This window comes from Amycolatopsis antarctica, from assembly GCF_002262875.1.
GTDB classification, from domain to species: Bacteria; Actinomycetota; Actinomycetes; order Mycobacteriales; family Pseudonocardiaceae; genus Amycolatopsis; species Amycolatopsis antarctica.
Window position 1 is genome coordinate 317,409 of sequence record NZ_NKYE01000004.1, and the last position, 13,858, is coordinate 331,266.

Here is a 13,858-nt window from a genome sequence, read left to right on the forward strand (position 1 = left end):
GTCAGGATCGGTGCATGCCCGATCGCCTGTCCACGCTGGACGCCTCGTTCCTCTACATCGAGGATTCCGTGACGCCGATGCACGTCGGCGGGGTGGCGATCTTCGACCGCCCCAAGTCCGGTTTCGATTACGAGCAGTTCCTCGCGCTGATCGGGCAGCGGCTCGGTTACCTGCCGCGCTACCGCCAGCGGGTGGCCACGGTCCCCGGGCACCTCGCCCGGCCGGTGTGGATCGACGACGTCGATTTCGACCTGAACTACCACGTGCGCCGCTCCGCCCTGCCGGCCCCGGGAACCGACGCGCAGCTCTTCGAACTGGTCGCCCGGCTCATGTCCCGTCCGCTCGATCACGAACGCCCGTTGTGGGAGGCGTACTTCGTGGAGGGCCTCGCGGGCGACCGGGTGGCGTTGGTGACGAAGACGCACCAGTCCGTGGTGGACGGCGTCGGGACCATCGAGATCGGCCAGCTCATCCTGGACCCCTCGCCCACCGAACGGGAGCCCGCGACCGACACGTGGACGCCGCGCCGGGCGCCGGGCCGCACACAGCTCCTGCTGGACGCCGTGGGCGAGACGGTGCAGAGCCCCGGGGCGCTGGTGGAGAACGTCCGCTCGGCCTCGCACGCGATCTCGGCCGCGGAGAAGTTCGTCGGTGCCGTGGGCACCACGGTGGCCTCCGCCCTGCGCACGGTCACCCGGCCCGCGCCCTCCGGTCCGCTGAACACGCAGGTATCCGGCGGCCGGGTGTTCTCGGTGGTGCGGACCGCGCTGGAGGACTTCCGGCAGGTCCGGGCCGCGCACGGCGGCACCGTCAACGACGTGGTGCTGGCCGCGCTGGCCGGCGCCCTGCGCGAGTGGTTGCTCTCCCGCGGGTCGAGCATGACCTCGGAGACCACCGTGCGGGCTCTCGTCCCGCTGGCGGTGATCGACGAGGAGACGGTGGAGTTCTCCTCGGCCAGCCTCGTCGGCAACCAGGTGGACGCATACCTGGTGGACCTGCCGGTCGGCGAGCCGAGCCCGGTACTGCGCCTGCAGCACGTCGGGCACGCCATGGCGGAGCACGCGGCGTCCGGCCGCTCGGTGGCCGCCCGCGCACTGCTGCGGGTCGGCGGGTTCGCCCCGGCCACCCTGCACTCACTCGGCGCGCGGGCGGCGAGTTCGTTCTCCGGCAGGCTTTTCAACCTGGTGATCACCAACTCGCCGGGGCCGCAGGTGCCCATGTACGCGGGGCAGGCGAGGATGACCGAGATGTTCCCGGTCATGCCGCTGCTGCGGAACCAGGCGCTGGCCATCGGGGTCACCTCCTACGACGGCGGCGTCTACTTCGGACTGAACGGTGACCGCAAGGCGGTGTCCGATGTGGACGTACTGGCGGGCATGATCGAGGACTCGCTCGACGAGCTGAAGGGAATCGACTGGTGAGGGTGTATCTGCCCGCGACGATCGCGATGTTGCGGAAGCTGGACACCGAGGGCGAGTTCGCCCCGGTGAGCGGCACTGGGTTCGCGCTGACCCCGGCGTTGCGCGAGTCGTACACCTCCGGCGACACCGAGGAGCTGGAGTACGCGGCGCTACTGGACGCGGCCCGCGCCTCGCTGCGGCTGATGGCGGCCGAACGGGAGAACGGCGAGAAGGAGCCCGCTCGCCGGGCCGTCGTCTCCGCCGACGTCGACGACGTCACGCTGCGTCCCGACCTGGACGTCGCGGTGGTCCGCCTCGGCGGGCCGGTGCCACGCGGCCGCATCGCCGCCGTGCACGTGGACACGGCCGAGGCGGAGGAGCCGGTGCTCGCCGCCGCCGAGGTGATCGACGCCGCCGACCTCGGGGACGAGGACGCGGAGTTCACGCTCGGCGAGGCGGAGGACCACGAACTCGCCTGGTACGCCGTGCAGGAGCTGCCGTTCTTCCTGGAACTGCTCTAGCGGATGAGCCCGGACGCGCCGGATCCCATGGTGCTGCACCCGATTCCCGGCCAGTCGCGGGTGGTGCTGCTGAAGCCGCTGGTGACCTCTCCGCTGATCGAGGTCGGCGAGTACTCGTACTACGACGATCCGGACGCGCCGACCGAGTTCGAGACCCGCAACGTTCTCTACCACTACGGCCCGGAGAAGCTGGTCATCGGGAAGTTCTGCGCTCTGGGCACCGGGGTGCGGTTCGTCATGAACGGTGCCAACCACCGGATGGACGGCCCCTCGACGTTCCCCTTCCCCATCATGGGCGGTGCTTGGGCGGAACAGGCCGGTCTCATCATCGGCCTGCCGGGACGCGGGGACACCGTGGTCGGCAACGACGTCTGGATCGGCTACCGGGCGATGATCATGCCCGGAGTCCGGATCGGTCACGGGGCGATCGTCGCCTCCGGTGCCGTGGTGGTCGGCGACGTGCCCGACTACGGCGTCGTCGGCGGCAACCCGGCGACGCTCATCCGCACCCGCTACAGCGAGCCGGACGTCGCCCGCCTGCTCGCCGTGGCCTGGTGGGACTGGCCGTCCGGGCACCTCACCCAGCACCTGACCACCGTCATGTCCGGCGGCATCGCCGATCTCGAAGCCGCCGCCCCGCCCGCGGGGTGACCGTCCGGCCGGCGCGCGTTCGCCGGGCCGACACGGGTGGCGTGCCGTGACAGGATGGCCGGTGGCCGCTCATCAGGCGGACGGCATCCACGACCCGGTAACCCTGGAGGCGAAGCAACCCATGGACGCAGTGACATCCGTTCCCACACCGGTGAACGAGCCCGTGCACACCTATGCGCCCGGCAGCGCGGAGCGGGAGTCGCTGCAGCGCCGGATCGCCGAGCTGGAGGCGGAGAAGCACGAGCTGCCGCAGACCATCGACGGCAAGCGCAGGCTCGCCGGCGGGGAAGCCTTCGACGTCGTCCAGCCGCACGACCACGCGCACGTACTCGGCACCTCCGCCAACGCCACCCCGCAGGACGCCGCGGACGCCGTGGCCGCGGCGAAGCGGGCCGCCCGCGACTGGGCCGCCATGCCCTTCGACGAGCGCGCCGCGGTGTTCCTGCGCGCGGCCGACCTGATCGCGGGCCCGTACCGGGACACGATCAACGGCGCGACCATGCTCGGCCAGTCCAAGTCGGTGCAGCAGGCCGAGATCGACGCCGCCTGCGAGCTCATCGACTTCCTGCGCTTCAACGTCGGCTACGCCCGCCGCATCCTCGCCGAGCAGCCGATGTCGGTGCCCGGTGCCTGGAACCGGATGGAGTATCGCCCGCTGGACGGCTTCGTCGTGGCCATCACCCCGTTCAACTTCACCGCCATCGCCGGGAACCTGCCGAGCGCGCCCGCGCTGATGGGGAACACGGTCGTCTGGAAGCCCACCCCGACACAGCAGCTCGCCGCGCACTTCACGATGCAGGCTTTCGAGGAGGCGGGCCTGCCACCGGGCGTGATCAACATGGTCACCGGTGACGGCCGCGCCGTCAGCGAGGTGGCACTGGCCGACCCGGGCTTCGCGGGCCTGCACTTCACCGGTTCCACGCCGACGTTCAAGCTGCTCTGGCGCACCATCGCGGACAACCTCGACGTCTACGGAAGCTATCCGCGCATCGTCGGCGAGACGGGCGGCAAGGACTTCGTCGTCGCCCATTCCTCGGCCCGTACCGACAAGCTGGTGCCCGCCCTCGTCCGCGGCGCGTTCGAGTACCAGGGCCAGAAGTGCTCCGCCGCCTCGCGCGCCTACATCCCGCGTTCGCTGTGGGAGGGTGGGGTGCGCGAGCAGCTCGCCGACCTCACCCGCACGGTGAAGTACGGCGACATCACCGACTTCTCCCTCTTCGGCGGCGCGGTGATCGACGCGCGCGCCTTCGCCAAGCACAAGGAGTTGTTGTCCAGTGTGGACAGTGACCCGGCGCTGAAGGTGCTGGTGGGCGGGAACTGCGACGACCAAATCGGTTACTTCGTCGAGCCCACGGTGCTGGTCTCCGATGACCCCTCGCACGCGGTGTTCTCCACCGAGTACTTCGGCCCGATCCTGGCCGTGCACGTTTATGAGGACGGCGACTACGCGCGGGTGCTGGAGCTGGCCGACGCCGCCTCGCCGTACGCGCTGACCGGTGCGGTGTTCGCCGACGACCGCGCCGCCGTACGGCAGGCGCACGAGGCGCTGCGCTTCACCGCGGGCAACTTCTACGTCAACGACCGGCCCACCGGCTCGATCGTCGGCCAGCAGCCGTTCGGCGGCTCGCGGGCGTCCGGCACCAACGACAAGGCGGGTTCGATGTTCAACCTGCTGCGCTGGACCAGTCCCCGGTCGATCAAGGAGACCTTCGACGCCCCGGCGTTCATCGAGTACCCGCACATGGGCTGAGGTCCGCCGACCTCGCACACGACAGTGGCCCCCGAGCGACGCTCGGGGGCCACTGTCGCGTAGCGGTCGGGAACGGGTCAGCCGCCGAGGCCGCCCATGTTCGGCATCTCGCCGACCTGGTCGGCGGGCGGTGCCGCGACGTCGACCTCGGCGCCCCAGTCGGAGTACTTCATGGTCATCTTGCCCTCGGTCGGCGCGCCGCCGGCCGGAGCGCCCGCGGCTTCCATGGCCGCCTTGGTGATGGCGCCCATGTCCATGGTGATCTGCACCGGGAGCTGCTCGCTGTTCAGCCACAGCTCCATCGGGATGACGCCGATCTTGCCGCGCATCTGCTCGGCCTGCTCCTTCTCCAGGCCGCCCGGCGCGAGGTCGATCATCTTGTCGAAGTCCAGGTCGATCGAGTAGTGCGTCGTCTCCTGGCCGTCGAGCTGGGTCGTCTCGCTGTTGGTGATCGTCCCGGCCTGCTTGATGTACTCCAGCATCTTGGTCGGGTCGCTCTGCTCGGTGAGCTGGTCGAACTGACCGCCCATCTGCTGCGACATCGGGTCGGTGCCGTCGGCGCTGATCTTGATCCACGGCTTGTCGGCCGTGCCGCCCATGCCCTGCGGCATCTTCATGTACATCGCGCGGTCGACGAACCGCATCTCGATCTGCTGGCCCATCATGTCCATGGTCATGGACATCGCGCTGTTCTCGCCGTCGTACCGGCCCTCGCCTTTGGCGGCGATGGTCATCCCGGCCATGGACATGTCCATGCTGAACTTCGACGACTTGCTGTTCTGCGTCTTGGACTCGGCGGCCTGCACCAGTTCCTGGGCGTTGCCGAACAGCGCCGAACCGCCACCGATCGCCGGGCTCGCCTGGTCGGTCCCGTTGTCGCCGCCGCCACACGCGCTGAGCGCGAGGACGAGCGCGAACCCGCCGGCCGCGATCGCTGTCTTACGCATTTTCTGTTCCCCTGTCTCCGTCAACCACGGACAAAGCTTTTTCAACGTCAGCAATGGGACGCTTCGCCCCCATCGTAAGGTTCCCTCCCGAACATCACTGTTCGGTACCGGCTTTGGACAGCAGCAGCCTGCGCAGCGAGGCCAGCCTGCCGGAACTGCCGTCGTCGCTGGTCACGACGTCGTCGAGGGCGCATTCCGGATCGTCCGGCGGACCGAGATGTCCGCACCCGGCCCGGCACTCCTCCGCCACCTCGGCGAACTCGGGGAACGAGCCGACGATGTCGTCCGGGGTGATGTGGGCCAGGCCGAACGAGCGCACGCCCGGTGTGTCCACCACCCAGCCGCCGTCCGGCAGCGGAAGCGCCACCGCCGCGACCGAGGTGTGCCGTCCCTTGCCGACGCCGCTCACCACGCCGGTGGCCAGGTGCGCGTCCGGCAGGATCCGGTTGATCAGCGTGGACTTGCCGACGCCGGAGTGGCCGACCAGCGCCGAGACGCGTCCGCGCAGCAGTTCGGCGATCTCGGCCGGATCGAGGTCGGTGCTGGTCACCACGGCGGGCACGTCCAGGTCGGCGTAGCGGGCGAGCAGTTCGGCCGGGTCGGCGAGGTCGGCCTTGGTCAGGCAGAGCACCGGTTCCAGTCCGCCCGCGTAGCAGGCGACCAGGCACCGGTCGATGAAGCCGGTGCGCGGCTGCGGGTCGGCCAGCGCCGTGACGATCAGCAGCCGTTCCGCGTTCGCCACCACCACCCGTTCGTAGGGATCGGTGTCGTCGGCGGTACGGCGCAGCACGCTGGCGCGCTCGTCCACCCGGACGATCCTGGCGAGGGTGTCGGTCCGGCCGGTGACGTCGCCGACCAGGCCCACCGTGTCGCCGACGACGACCGGGGTGCGGCCCAGTTCGCGGGCCCGCATCGCGGTGACCACCCGCCCGGGGTCGCGCTCGACGGCGCAGGTCCACCGTCCGCGGTCCACCCCGGTCACCATCGCCGTGGTCGCGTCGGCGTGCGCCGGGCGGAGCTTGCTGCGGGGCCGGGTTCCCTTGCCGGGGCGCACGCGCACGTCCGTCTCGTCCAGCTTGCGCCAGTCCCTGCGGGCCACCCGCCTCACCCCCGTCTCGTCGTCCACCTCGTCGTTGCCGCTGTCGATGATCCCCCATGCCCGGCCGGGACGGCCCGGCGTGTACTCGCACCGGCCCGGTGCGCGTGTCAGGATGGAATTCGCGGCGCCGGGTGGACCGTGTGCCGCCGACACGAGGAGGTTGGCCGATGTGCGGCCGATACGCCGCCACGAAGGACCCGGCCACGTTGACCGCCGAGTTCGCGGCGCTGGACGAGACGGGCGGCGACGCCTTCCGGGCCGATCACAACGTGGCCCCGACCAAGGACGTGGTGACCGTCGTGCAGCGGCATCCGCGGGACGCCGAGGGCAGGGTCCTCGCCGACGAGCCCGCCACCCGCACGCTCCGGGTGATGCGCTGGGGCCTGGTGCCGTTCTGGGCGAAGGACCCCGCGATGGGCAGCCGGATGATCAACGCGAGGGCGGAGAGCGCGGCGGAGAAGCCCGCGTTCCGCAAGGCCCTGCGGGCCCGGCGCTGCCTCGTCCCGGCCGACGGCTGGTTCGAGTGGCGGGCCGGCACGAACGGTACCGCCGGAGCGGCGAAGAAGACGCCGAAGCAGCCGTACTACATGACACCGAAGGACGGTTCGCCGCTGGCGATGGCCGGGCTGTGGGAGACCTGGCGCGATCCGAGGGGGGAGCCGGACCAGGCTCCGCTGATCACCTTCTCCGTCCTCACCACCGATGCGGTCGGCCAGCTCCAGGACGTGCACCACCGAATGCCGCTGCTGCTGCCGCGTACGTACTGGGACACCTGGCTCGATCCGGACAACGCCGAGGTGGACGAGCTGCTGACGCCCCCGTCGCTCGAACTGGCCGACGCGCTCGAACTGCGGCCGGTGTCCACATTGGTCAACAACGTCCGCAACAACGGGGCGGAACTCGTGGAACGGGCCGAGCAGGCCGTGCCGGACCTCGACCCGGCGGCAGGTGCCCCGGACGAGGCGGGCCAGGGCGCGCTGTTCGGTACGCCGGAGCGATGACCACCATCGAGATCGGCACCCCGCACGGCGTCGCCCGTGCGGAACTGCACTGCGCCGAGGAGGGCGGGGCGGGGCTGCTGCTCGGGCACGGGGCGGGGGGCGGCGTGCACGCGGGCGACCTCGTCGCCGTCACCAGGGCGGCCCAGCGTGCCGGGGTGCACGTCGCGCTGGTCGAGCAGCCGTACCGCGTGGCGGGCAGGCGGGCGCCCGCTCCCGCCGCGCAGCTCGACGAGGCGTGGCTGGCCGTCGCCGCGGAACTCGGGCGGCGCTGGTTCGACGGGCTGCCACTCGTCTTCGGCGGGCGTTCCTCCGGTGCCCGCGTCGCCTGCCGGACGGCGGGGCAAGGCCAGGCCGTCGCCGTGCTGTGCCTGGCGTTTCCGTTGGTACCCAAGGGAAAGCCGGAGAAGACCCGGCAACCGGAACTCGACGCCGTCGAGGTGCCGACCCTGGTGGTGCAGGGCGAGCGGGACCCGTTCGGCCTGCCGGAGGGCGGATCGCACCACGAGATCGTCACCCTGGCCGGTGACCACTCGCTGAAGGCGGACCTGGACGGCGTCGCCCGCGCGGCGGGGGAGTGGCTGCAGCGGGTACTGCGCCCGCTGGGCTGAGGCGGTGGCGGCCGGGCTCAGCCCGCGATCGGTGCCAGCACGGCGCCGGTGAGCCGGACCAGGTCCGCCGGCGCCAGCTCCAGTTCCAGCCCGCGTCGGCCCGCCGAGCAGTGCACGGTGTCGAACGCCTCCGCGGACTCGTCGATCACCACCGGCAGCCGGGTGCGGTGGCCGAGCGGGGAGATGCCGCCCAGCACGTAGCCGGTGGCCCGTTGCGCCGCCGCGGCGTCCGCCATCTTCGCCTTCTTGCCGCCAGCCGCCACCGCGAGCGCCTTCAGGTCGAGCTGGCCGCCGACCGGCACGACGCCGACCGTCAGCTTCCCGTCGACCTCGGCCACCAGCGTCTTGAACACCCTGGCCGGATCGAGCCCCAGCGCCTCCACCGCCTCGGTGCCGTACGAGGCCGCGCGCGGAACGTGCTCGTACGAGTGCACCGTGTGCGGTATCCGCTGCCGGTTCAGCAGCGCGGTCGCCGGGGTCCCCTTGCCTGCCACACGGACAGCGTAGGCAGCCGGTGAATTACCTCACCGGGCGGCATCCGCCGAGGTGGGGGCCCGGTGGCGGGGACGGGGAGGGAATGCCGGGCGGTGCGGGGACGTTGACGCCCATGTGCTGACGAACGTAGCCACCACGGCCCCCCGAACCGATCGCACGAAGCGTCCGGTCCTGGCCTCGGCGCCCAGCCGGAAGCCCGGAAACGGCGTATCGTCGCAGGCGACTTATGCGCACCCGGCAACGGGATCGTCGTGCTGCCATCCGGCACGGCGGACCGCTGCCGACGTGGATCGGGAAGGACAGGGTTTGCCGAGTACGGAGCACCCCGCCGAGTCCGCCGGCACCGCCGAGGAACGGCCCGACGAGCTGACCCAGCGGTTCGAGCAGGACGCGATGCCGCTGCTCGACCAGCTCTACTCGGCCGCGATGCGCATGACGCGCAATCCGGCCGACGCCGAGGACCTGGTGCAGGAGGCCTACCTCAAGGCGTACGCGGCGTTCTCGTCGTTCAAGCGGGGCACGAACCTCAAGGCGTGGATGTACCGCATCCTCACCAACACCTACATCAACGGTTACCGCAAGCGGCAGCGGCAGCCGATCCAGCAGCCCACCGAGGAGATCACCGACTGGCAGCTCGCCAAGGCGGAGAGCCACACCTCGCGGGGATTGCGGTCGGCCGAGGTCGAGGCGATGGACAATCTCCCCGACAACGACGTCAAGGCGGCGCTGCAGCAGCTCCCCGAGGATTTCCGGCTGGCGGTGTACCTCGCCGACGTCGAGGGCTTCGCCTACAAGGAGATCGCCGAGATCATGGAGACGCCGATCGGCACGGTCATGTCGCGTCTGCACCGCGGTCGCGGACAGCTCCGCGACCTGCTCGCCGACGTGGCCAGGGACCGTGGTTTCATCCGGTCCGGCAACCAGGAGGTGGCAAGGCGATGACGGCGAAGGAAGACGGCGTGTACGAGGGCGCCTGTGGCGGATCCTCCGACGTCGACTGCGACGAACTGCTGGCGGAGGTCTATCTGCTGCTGGACAAGGAGTGCGGGGCCGAGCACGAGGCCGAGTTGCGCAGGCACCTCGACGACTGCCCGCCCTGCCTCGAGCAGTACGGCATCGACGAGCAGATCAAGCAGCTACTCGCCCGCAAGTGCGGCGGCGAGCACGCCCCGGAGGACCTGCGCGCCCGGTTGCGGGCCTCGATCCGCAGAACCGTGGAGCAGCGCGGCAACACCACGGTCGAGCGCACGGAAGTGCACATCGAGCAGACCACGGAGTAGCCGCCCCCGAACGCGGAACGGCCCCGGCACCTTGTTCAGGTGACCGGGGCCGTTCGTTGCCATCGCCGGTACTCAGGCGTTGGGCTTCTTGCCGTGGTTCGCGCCGTTCTTCTTGCGGTCGCGACGCTTGCGGGCTCGCTTCGACATGTTCCCTCCTTGCCTGCTGCTTCGCGGCCCCTGCGAGGTGCTCCTCGCGAGGCGCGGGTGCGCCTGCCGGGCCAGGGACGTACCCGGCTCATTGTGTCATCAGCGCACCTGCCCTGGCTGCCCGCCCTGTGCGGCCGGTCTCTCGTCCCGTGCCGCCGGTCTCCGGCTCTGGTTGGATTGCCGATGTCGCCTCCGGTGCGGTCCACCCCGCCGGTCCGCGCCTCTCATGTACCGCCGCCGATCGCCAGGAGGGCAGTCACCGATGGCCGAGAAGTTCCGGGCCGTGCCCGCGGCGGGACCGGGCGCGGTCGCGTCCGCTCCCGGGCGCCTGCCGGTCCGCGTCGTTCGTGCGGTCCGATCCGTCCGTGGCGACGCGGGATAGCCGCCCGTGTCGACGCTGACGGACCTGCTGGCCGAGAACACCGGGCTCTCCGGTGAGGCCGTCGATCATCTGCAGGCGGTGGTGGGCGAGTGGCAGCTCCTCGCCGACCTGTCGTTCGCCGACTTCCTGCTCTGGGTCCCCGCCGGGAACGCCGCCGGGGACACCGGGGGGAGCGCTGCCGGCGACGGCGGGGAAGCCGCTGCCGGGGTGCCGGAGCCGGATGGCGAGGACCACTTCGTCTGCGTCGCGCAGGCCCGGCCGACGACGGCGCCGACCGCGCATCCCGAGGACGTCGTGGGCACCCGTTTCACCAGTGCCGAGCATCCGCAGCTCGCCCGGTCGATCCGGGAGGTGCGGATCTGCCGGGAGGAGGACCCGCACTGGTACCTGGACATGCCGATGCGCCGCGAGGCCATCCCGGTGACCTTTCTCGGCCGGGTGATCGGCGTGCTGAGCCGGGAGACCAATCTGGCCGTGCCGCGCGTGCCCAGCCCGTTGGAGATCGCGTACCTGGGAAGTGCCGCCGATCTGTGCCAGATGATCGCGGACGGCACGTTCCCCCGGGCCGGTTCCACCGCGGACGTCCACACCAGCCCCCGGGTCGGTGACGGCCTGATCCGGCTCGATCAGGCCGGTTCCGTCGTTTTCGCCAGCCCCAACGGGCTTTCCGCCTATCACCGGATGGGCCACGAGTCGGATCTGGTGGGTGTCCGGCTGGCGCCGCTGACCCGTTCGCTGATCCGCGACCCGTTCGACGCGACCGAGGTGGCCCATCGGGTGCTGGACGCGCTCGACGGGAAACCGGGCACCCGGATCGAGGTGGATTCCCGCCGGGGCGCCGTGGTCCTGTTCCGGGCGCTCCCGCTGCGCCCGCACGACCGGCCCGCCGGCGCGATCGTGCTCGTCCGGGACGTCACCGAGGTGAAACGGCGGGACCGGGCGCTGCTGTCGAAGGACGCGACGATTCGGGAGATCCATCACCGGGTGAAGAACAACCTGCAGACCGTGGCGGCCCTGCTGCGCCTGCAGTCGCGGCGCACGCAGAGCACGGAGGCGCGGCAGGCGCTCGGTGAGTCGGTGCGCCGGGTGTCCTCGATCGCGTTGGTGCACGAGGCGCTCGCCGGTTCCGTGGACGAGCGCGTCGACCTGGATGCCTTGCTGGACAACGTGTTGCCGATGGTCGGCGAGGTCGCCACCGCCGAATCGCACGTGTCGGTACGGCGGACGGGATCGTTCGGCATCGTGGTGGCGGAGATCGCGACCCCGCTGGTGATGGTGCTCTCGGAACTGGTGCAGAACGCGGTCGAGCACGCGTTCCCCGGTGGCAGGCAGGGCAAGGTGGAGATCACTCCGGAGCGTTCGGCGCGCTGGCTGGACGTGCTCATTCGCGACGACGGCCGTGGGCTGCCCTCGGGTTTCTCGCTGGAGCGCACCGACGGGCTGGGCTTGCAGATCGTCCGCACCCTGGTCGAGTCGGAGCTGCGCGGGTCGCTGTCGCTGCGCGGGCCGCGTGCCGGGGGCACCGAGGCGGCACTGCGTATCCCGCTCAGCCGCAGACTCTGAACCCAGCTCCGGTGCGCGTGTGCGTGATCCGGCGGGCGAAATCGGTGGCGGCTGCCCGAATGTACTGGCGGATATGGAAAAACCGCCCGATCGATGATCGCGGCGGAATTGTGTGCCGACGCCCGAGGGCCGGTCCCGACAAATCGGGGCCGGCCCTCGGAGGCGTTCAGCTCGGGAGATCTGGGTACTCCCTGGCGGCTGTCACGAGGCCCGGGTGCCGGGCGGGTGAACCACCGCTGTAATGTCGTTTTCGACCGGTACGCCTAATGCGGGTTGTACCAGCGCGCGCTGAATCAGCGCCACCGAATACGTTGGCGTAGAACCGATCGAGCTTGGTTGTGCGGAACGTCAGGCGTTGGTGCGTGTGCCGATGTGGGTGCGACGACGCTTGAGCGCACGGCGCTCGTCCTCGGACATCCCGCCCCACACTCCGGCATCCTGGCCACTGGCCAGGGCCCAGGACAGGCAGTCGGAAGCAGCGGGGCAGCGGTGGCACACGGCCTTCGCCTCGGCAACCTGAAGCAGAGCAGGACCACTGGTTCCCACGGGGAAGAACAGTTCCGGGTCCTCGTCTCGGCAGGCCGCGTCGTGGCGCCAATCCATTTTCGAACTCCTCTTGAGGGCGCGGTACTCCGCGCCACAGTCGTCATGGCGGTCGTTTTTTGGGGTGCTTGTGAATGCTTTCACGAAGCACGCAGTTGGACAAGGGGTTTCCGAAGATCGGTGAGTCAGGTCACCCGGCCCAGCGACCGGTCTGACCTGCGCTTTCACGCTCAAAAGACCTTCGTATGGAATTAATCTTGCGGTGAGTGGAGCCTCTGACTCGACGAGCGGCGCAGTCACTTTGCCGCAGGTGATCAGTTGAGCGGTTCCGCAAGCCCGATCGTCAGACAGCCACCGTGATCGCGCCGGGGACGCTGACGAACTCCACGGTGGTTCTCTGGCCGACCAGATCCCCGTCCACCTGGAAGTTTACCGGCTGATCGGCGTCTATGCGCACGATCGGGAGGTCGTCGTGACGCAGCAGACTCCGTCCGCGCTGTTTCCCTCGGCTGCGCAGCGCCTGCCGGAGGTGTCGCAGCACCGGCGGGAGCCCGAGGCTGCGCAGTGCGAACAGCCCCAGTCCGCCGTCGAAGGAACAGCCCGGATTGAGGTGCACCGGACGTGAGCCGAGGTAGCTCCAGGGGTCGGTGTTGGAGACGAACACGGTGCGCACCTCCACCGGTTCCTCGCCGGGAACCTGCGCGGTCAGCGTGGCCCTGCCCAGCGGAGGGCGGAGGTAGGAGGCGAGAGCGGTGCGCATGTACAGCGCGGGGCTGGTGCGCTTGCCGCGTCTGCGGTCGACCCCGGCGACCACGTCGGCGTCCCAGCCGAGGCCGGCGTTGAAGGTGAACCAGCGGCCGTCGGCGACACCGAGGCCGACCTGCCTGCCCCGGCGGTCCTCGATGGCGTTGAGGAGCTGGTACGTGGCCTCCACCGGATCGCGGGGCAGGCCGAGGGCGCGGGCGAAGACGTTGGCCGAGCCACCGGGTACGACGCCCAGCATCGGCGCGCCCTCGTCCGGTCCCGGGGCGCGGCCGCGAGCGCTCAGCAGGCCGTTGACGACCTCGTTCACCGTGCCGTCGCCGCCGTGGGCGACCACCAGGTCCACGTCGTCGCGGGTGGCCGCGCGGGCGTACTCCATCGCGTGCCCTCGGTAGTCCGTCTCCACGACGTCGAGCTTGAGCTGGCTGGCCAGAGCGTGTGCCAGGACGTCACGGCCACCTGGGGTGGTCGCCGTGGCCTGCGGGTTCACGATCAGGACTGCGCGCACTACCGCAGGGTAGGTGACGTCGCCACGGCACCGGACCGCGCGTCGGCCGGAACCTCGTCCGGCCTTCTCCCGATCCGGCGCACCGGCCGGTCCGCTCCGGGCGCCGCGGTCCGTTCCGTACACCGGCCAGGCCCGTGCGTTCCCGGACGTCCCGCCGTCCCGTCTCGTCCCGTTCTGCCCGGCGGCCCTCCGTCCGTAGGC

15 protein-coding genes are annotated in these 13,858 nt (G+C 70.7%); 9 read left to right on the plus strand and 6 right to left on the minus strand.

Features of this window, described 5'->3' with window-relative positions:
• Window positions 1-14: 14 nt before the first annotated feature.
• The 4 genes from CFN78_RS09310 to pruA all read left to right on the plus strand — a co-directional run bounded on the left by CFN78_RS09310 (window position 15) and on the right by pruA (window position 4,322).
• Window positions 15-1,421, plus strand: a complete 1,407-nt coding sequence (locus tag CFN78_RS09310; protein WP_094862218.1) for a WS/DGAT/MGAT family O-acyltransferase — start codon at window positions 15-17, stop codon at window positions 1,419-1,421.
• On the plus strand, window positions 1,418-1,921 hold the full coding sequence (locus CFN78_RS09315) for a DUF6912 family protein (protein ID WP_094862219.1): 504 nt from the start codon (window positions 1,418-1,420) through the stop codon (window positions 1,919-1,921). The genes CFN78_RS09310 and CFN78_RS09315 overlap by 4 nt, the downstream gene beginning before the upstream one ends.
• A 3-nt stretch (window positions 1,922-1,924) precedes the next feature.
• Window positions 1,925-2,572, plus strand: coding sequence for a CatB-related O-acetyltransferase (locus tag CFN78_RS09320; RefSeq protein WP_094862220.1), 648 nt, complete (start codon window positions 1,925-1,927; stop codon window positions 2,570-2,572).
• Between the two features lie 121 nt (window positions 2,573-2,693).
• Window positions 2,694-4,322: an L-glutamate gamma-semialdehyde dehydrogenase gene (gene pruA, locus CFN78_RS09325; protein ID WP_094862335.1), complete on the plus strand. Its 1,629-nt coding sequence runs from the start codon at window positions 2,694-2,696 to the stop codon at window positions 4,320-4,322.
• Between the two features lie 77 nt (window positions 4,323-4,399).
• On the opposite strand, the gene CFN78_RS09330 is transcribed toward pruA, so the two are convergent.
• Together CFN78_RS09330 and rsgA are read right to left on the minus strand one after the other, a co-directional pair.
• Complete coding sequence (locus CFN78_RS09330) at window positions 4,400-5,269, minus strand: SCO4651 family lipoprotein (RefSeq protein ID WP_094862221.1); 870 nt, start codon at window positions 5,267-5,269, stop codon at window positions 4,400-4,402.
• 94 nt (window positions 5,270-5,363) lie between these two features.
• The gene (gene rsgA, locus CFN78_RS09335; RefSeq protein WP_094862336.1) at window positions 5,364-6,368 is read right to left on the minus strand and encodes a ribosome small subunit-dependent GTPase A; all 1,005 of its coding nucleotides are present in this window, start codon (window positions 6,366-6,368) and stop codon (window positions 5,364-5,366) included.
• A gap of 167 nt (window positions 6,369-6,535) precedes the next feature.
• Between rsgA and CFN78_RS09340 the strand changes: the two genes are divergently transcribed.
• Window positions 6,536-7,369 carry an SOS response-associated peptidase gene (locus tag CFN78_RS09340; protein WP_094862222.1) on the plus strand — a complete coding sequence of 278 codons (834 nt, stop codon included), beginning with the start codon at window positions 6,536-6,538 and terminating at the stop codon, window positions 7,367-7,369.
• On the plus strand, window positions 7,366-7,977 hold the full coding sequence (locus tag CFN78_RS09345) for an alpha/beta hydrolase family protein (RefSeq protein ID WP_094862223.1): 612 nt from the start codon (window positions 7,366-7,368) through the stop codon (window positions 7,975-7,977). The genes CFN78_RS09340 and CFN78_RS09345 overlap by 4 nt, the downstream gene beginning before the upstream one ends.
• A 17-nt stretch (window positions 7,978-7,994) precedes the next feature.
• On the opposite strand, the gene ybaK is transcribed toward CFN78_RS09345, so the two are convergent.
• On the minus strand, window positions 7,995-8,471 hold the full coding sequence (ybaK, locus tag CFN78_RS09350) for a Cys-tRNA(Pro) deacylase (RefSeq protein WP_094862224.1): 477 nt from the start codon (window positions 8,469-8,471) through the stop codon (window positions 7,995-7,997).
• Window positions 8,472-8,778: 307 nt separating this feature from the next.
• Between ybaK and CFN78_RS09355 the strand changes: the two genes are divergently transcribed.
• On the plus strand, window positions 8,779-9,414 hold the full coding sequence (locus tag CFN78_RS09355; protein WP_094862225.1) for a sigma-70 family RNA polymerase sigma factor: 636 nt from the start codon (window positions 8,779-8,781) through the stop codon (window positions 9,412-9,414).
• Window positions 9,411-9,752, plus strand: a complete 342-nt coding sequence (gene rsrA / locus CFN78_RS09360; RefSeq protein ID WP_094862226.1) for a mycothiol system anti-sigma-R factor — start codon at window positions 9,411-9,413, stop codon at window positions 9,750-9,752. The genes CFN78_RS09355 and rsrA overlap by 4 nt, the downstream gene beginning before the upstream one ends.
• A gap of 72 nt (window positions 9,753-9,824) precedes the next feature.
• Here rsrA and CFN78_RS30285 read toward each other — a convergent pair whose 3' ends face one another.
• Window positions 9,825-9,899 (minus strand): 50S ribosomal protein bL37, encoded by a 75-nt coding sequence (locus tag CFN78_RS30285; RefSeq protein WP_098515123.1) that lies wholly within the window; start codon window positions 9,897-9,899, stop codon window positions 9,825-9,827.
• 388 nt (window positions 9,900-10,287) lie between these two features.
• Between CFN78_RS30285 and CFN78_RS09365 the strand changes: the two genes are divergently transcribed.
• The gene (locus CFN78_RS09365) at window positions 10,288-11,844 is read left to right on the plus strand and encodes a sensor histidine kinase (RefSeq protein WP_094862227.1); all 1,557 of its coding nucleotides are present in this window, start codon (window positions 10,288-10,290) and stop codon (window positions 11,842-11,844) included.
• 348 nt (window positions 11,845-12,192) lie between these two features.
• Here the strand turns inward: CFN78_RS09365 and CFN78_RS09370 are convergent, their stop codons facing one another.
• Together CFN78_RS09370 and CFN78_RS09375 are read right to left on the minus strand one after the other, a co-directional pair.
• A complete protein-coding gene (locus CFN78_RS09370) occupies window positions 12,193-12,447 on the minus strand; it encodes a WhiB family transcriptional regulator (protein WP_094862228.1) in 255 nt (84 codons plus the stop codon).
• 283 nt (window positions 12,448-12,730) lie between these two features.
• Window positions 12,731-13,657, minus strand: a complete 927-nt coding sequence (locus CFN78_RS09375) for a diacylglycerol/lipid kinase family protein (RefSeq protein WP_094862337.1) — start codon at window positions 13,655-13,657, stop codon at window positions 12,731-12,733.
• Window positions 13,658-13,858: the final 201 nt, after the last annotated feature.

What these genes read in the sequence shown, in the direction of transcription:
- CFN78_RS09310 (WP_094862218.1), top strand. Translation starts at nt 15, where the DNA reads ATGCCCGATCGCCTGTCCACGCTGGACGCCTCGTTCCTCTACATCGAG.
- CFN78_RS09320 (WP_094862220.1), top strand. Translation starts at nt 1,925, where the DNA reads ATGAGCCCGGACGCGCCGGATCCCATGGTGCTGCACCCGATTCCCGGC.
- pruA (WP_094862335.1), top strand. Translation starts at nt 2,694, where the DNA reads ATGGACGCAGTGACATCCGTTCCCACACCGGTGAACGAGCCCGTGCAC.
- CFN78_RS09330 (WP_094862221.1), bottom strand. Translation starts at nt 5,269, where the DNA reads ATGCGTAAGACAGCGATCGCGGCCGGCGGGTTCGCGCTCGTCCTCGCG.
- CFN78_RS09340 (WP_094862222.1), top strand. Translation starts at nt 6,536, where the DNA reads ATGTGCGGCCGATACGCCGCCACGAAGGACCCGGCCACGTTGACCGCC.
- CFN78_RS09345 (WP_094862223.1), top strand. Translation starts at nt 7,366, where the DNA reads ATGACCACCATCGAGATCGGCACCCCGCACGGCGTCGCCCGTGCGGAA.
- rsrA (WP_094862226.1), top strand. Translation starts at nt 9,411, where the DNA reads ATGACGGCGAAGGAAGACGGCGTGTACGAGGGCGCCTGTGGCGGATCC.
- CFN78_RS09370 (WP_094862228.1), bottom strand. Translation starts at nt 12,447, where the DNA reads ATGGATTGGCGCCACGACGCGGCCTGCCGAGACGAGGACCCGGAACTG.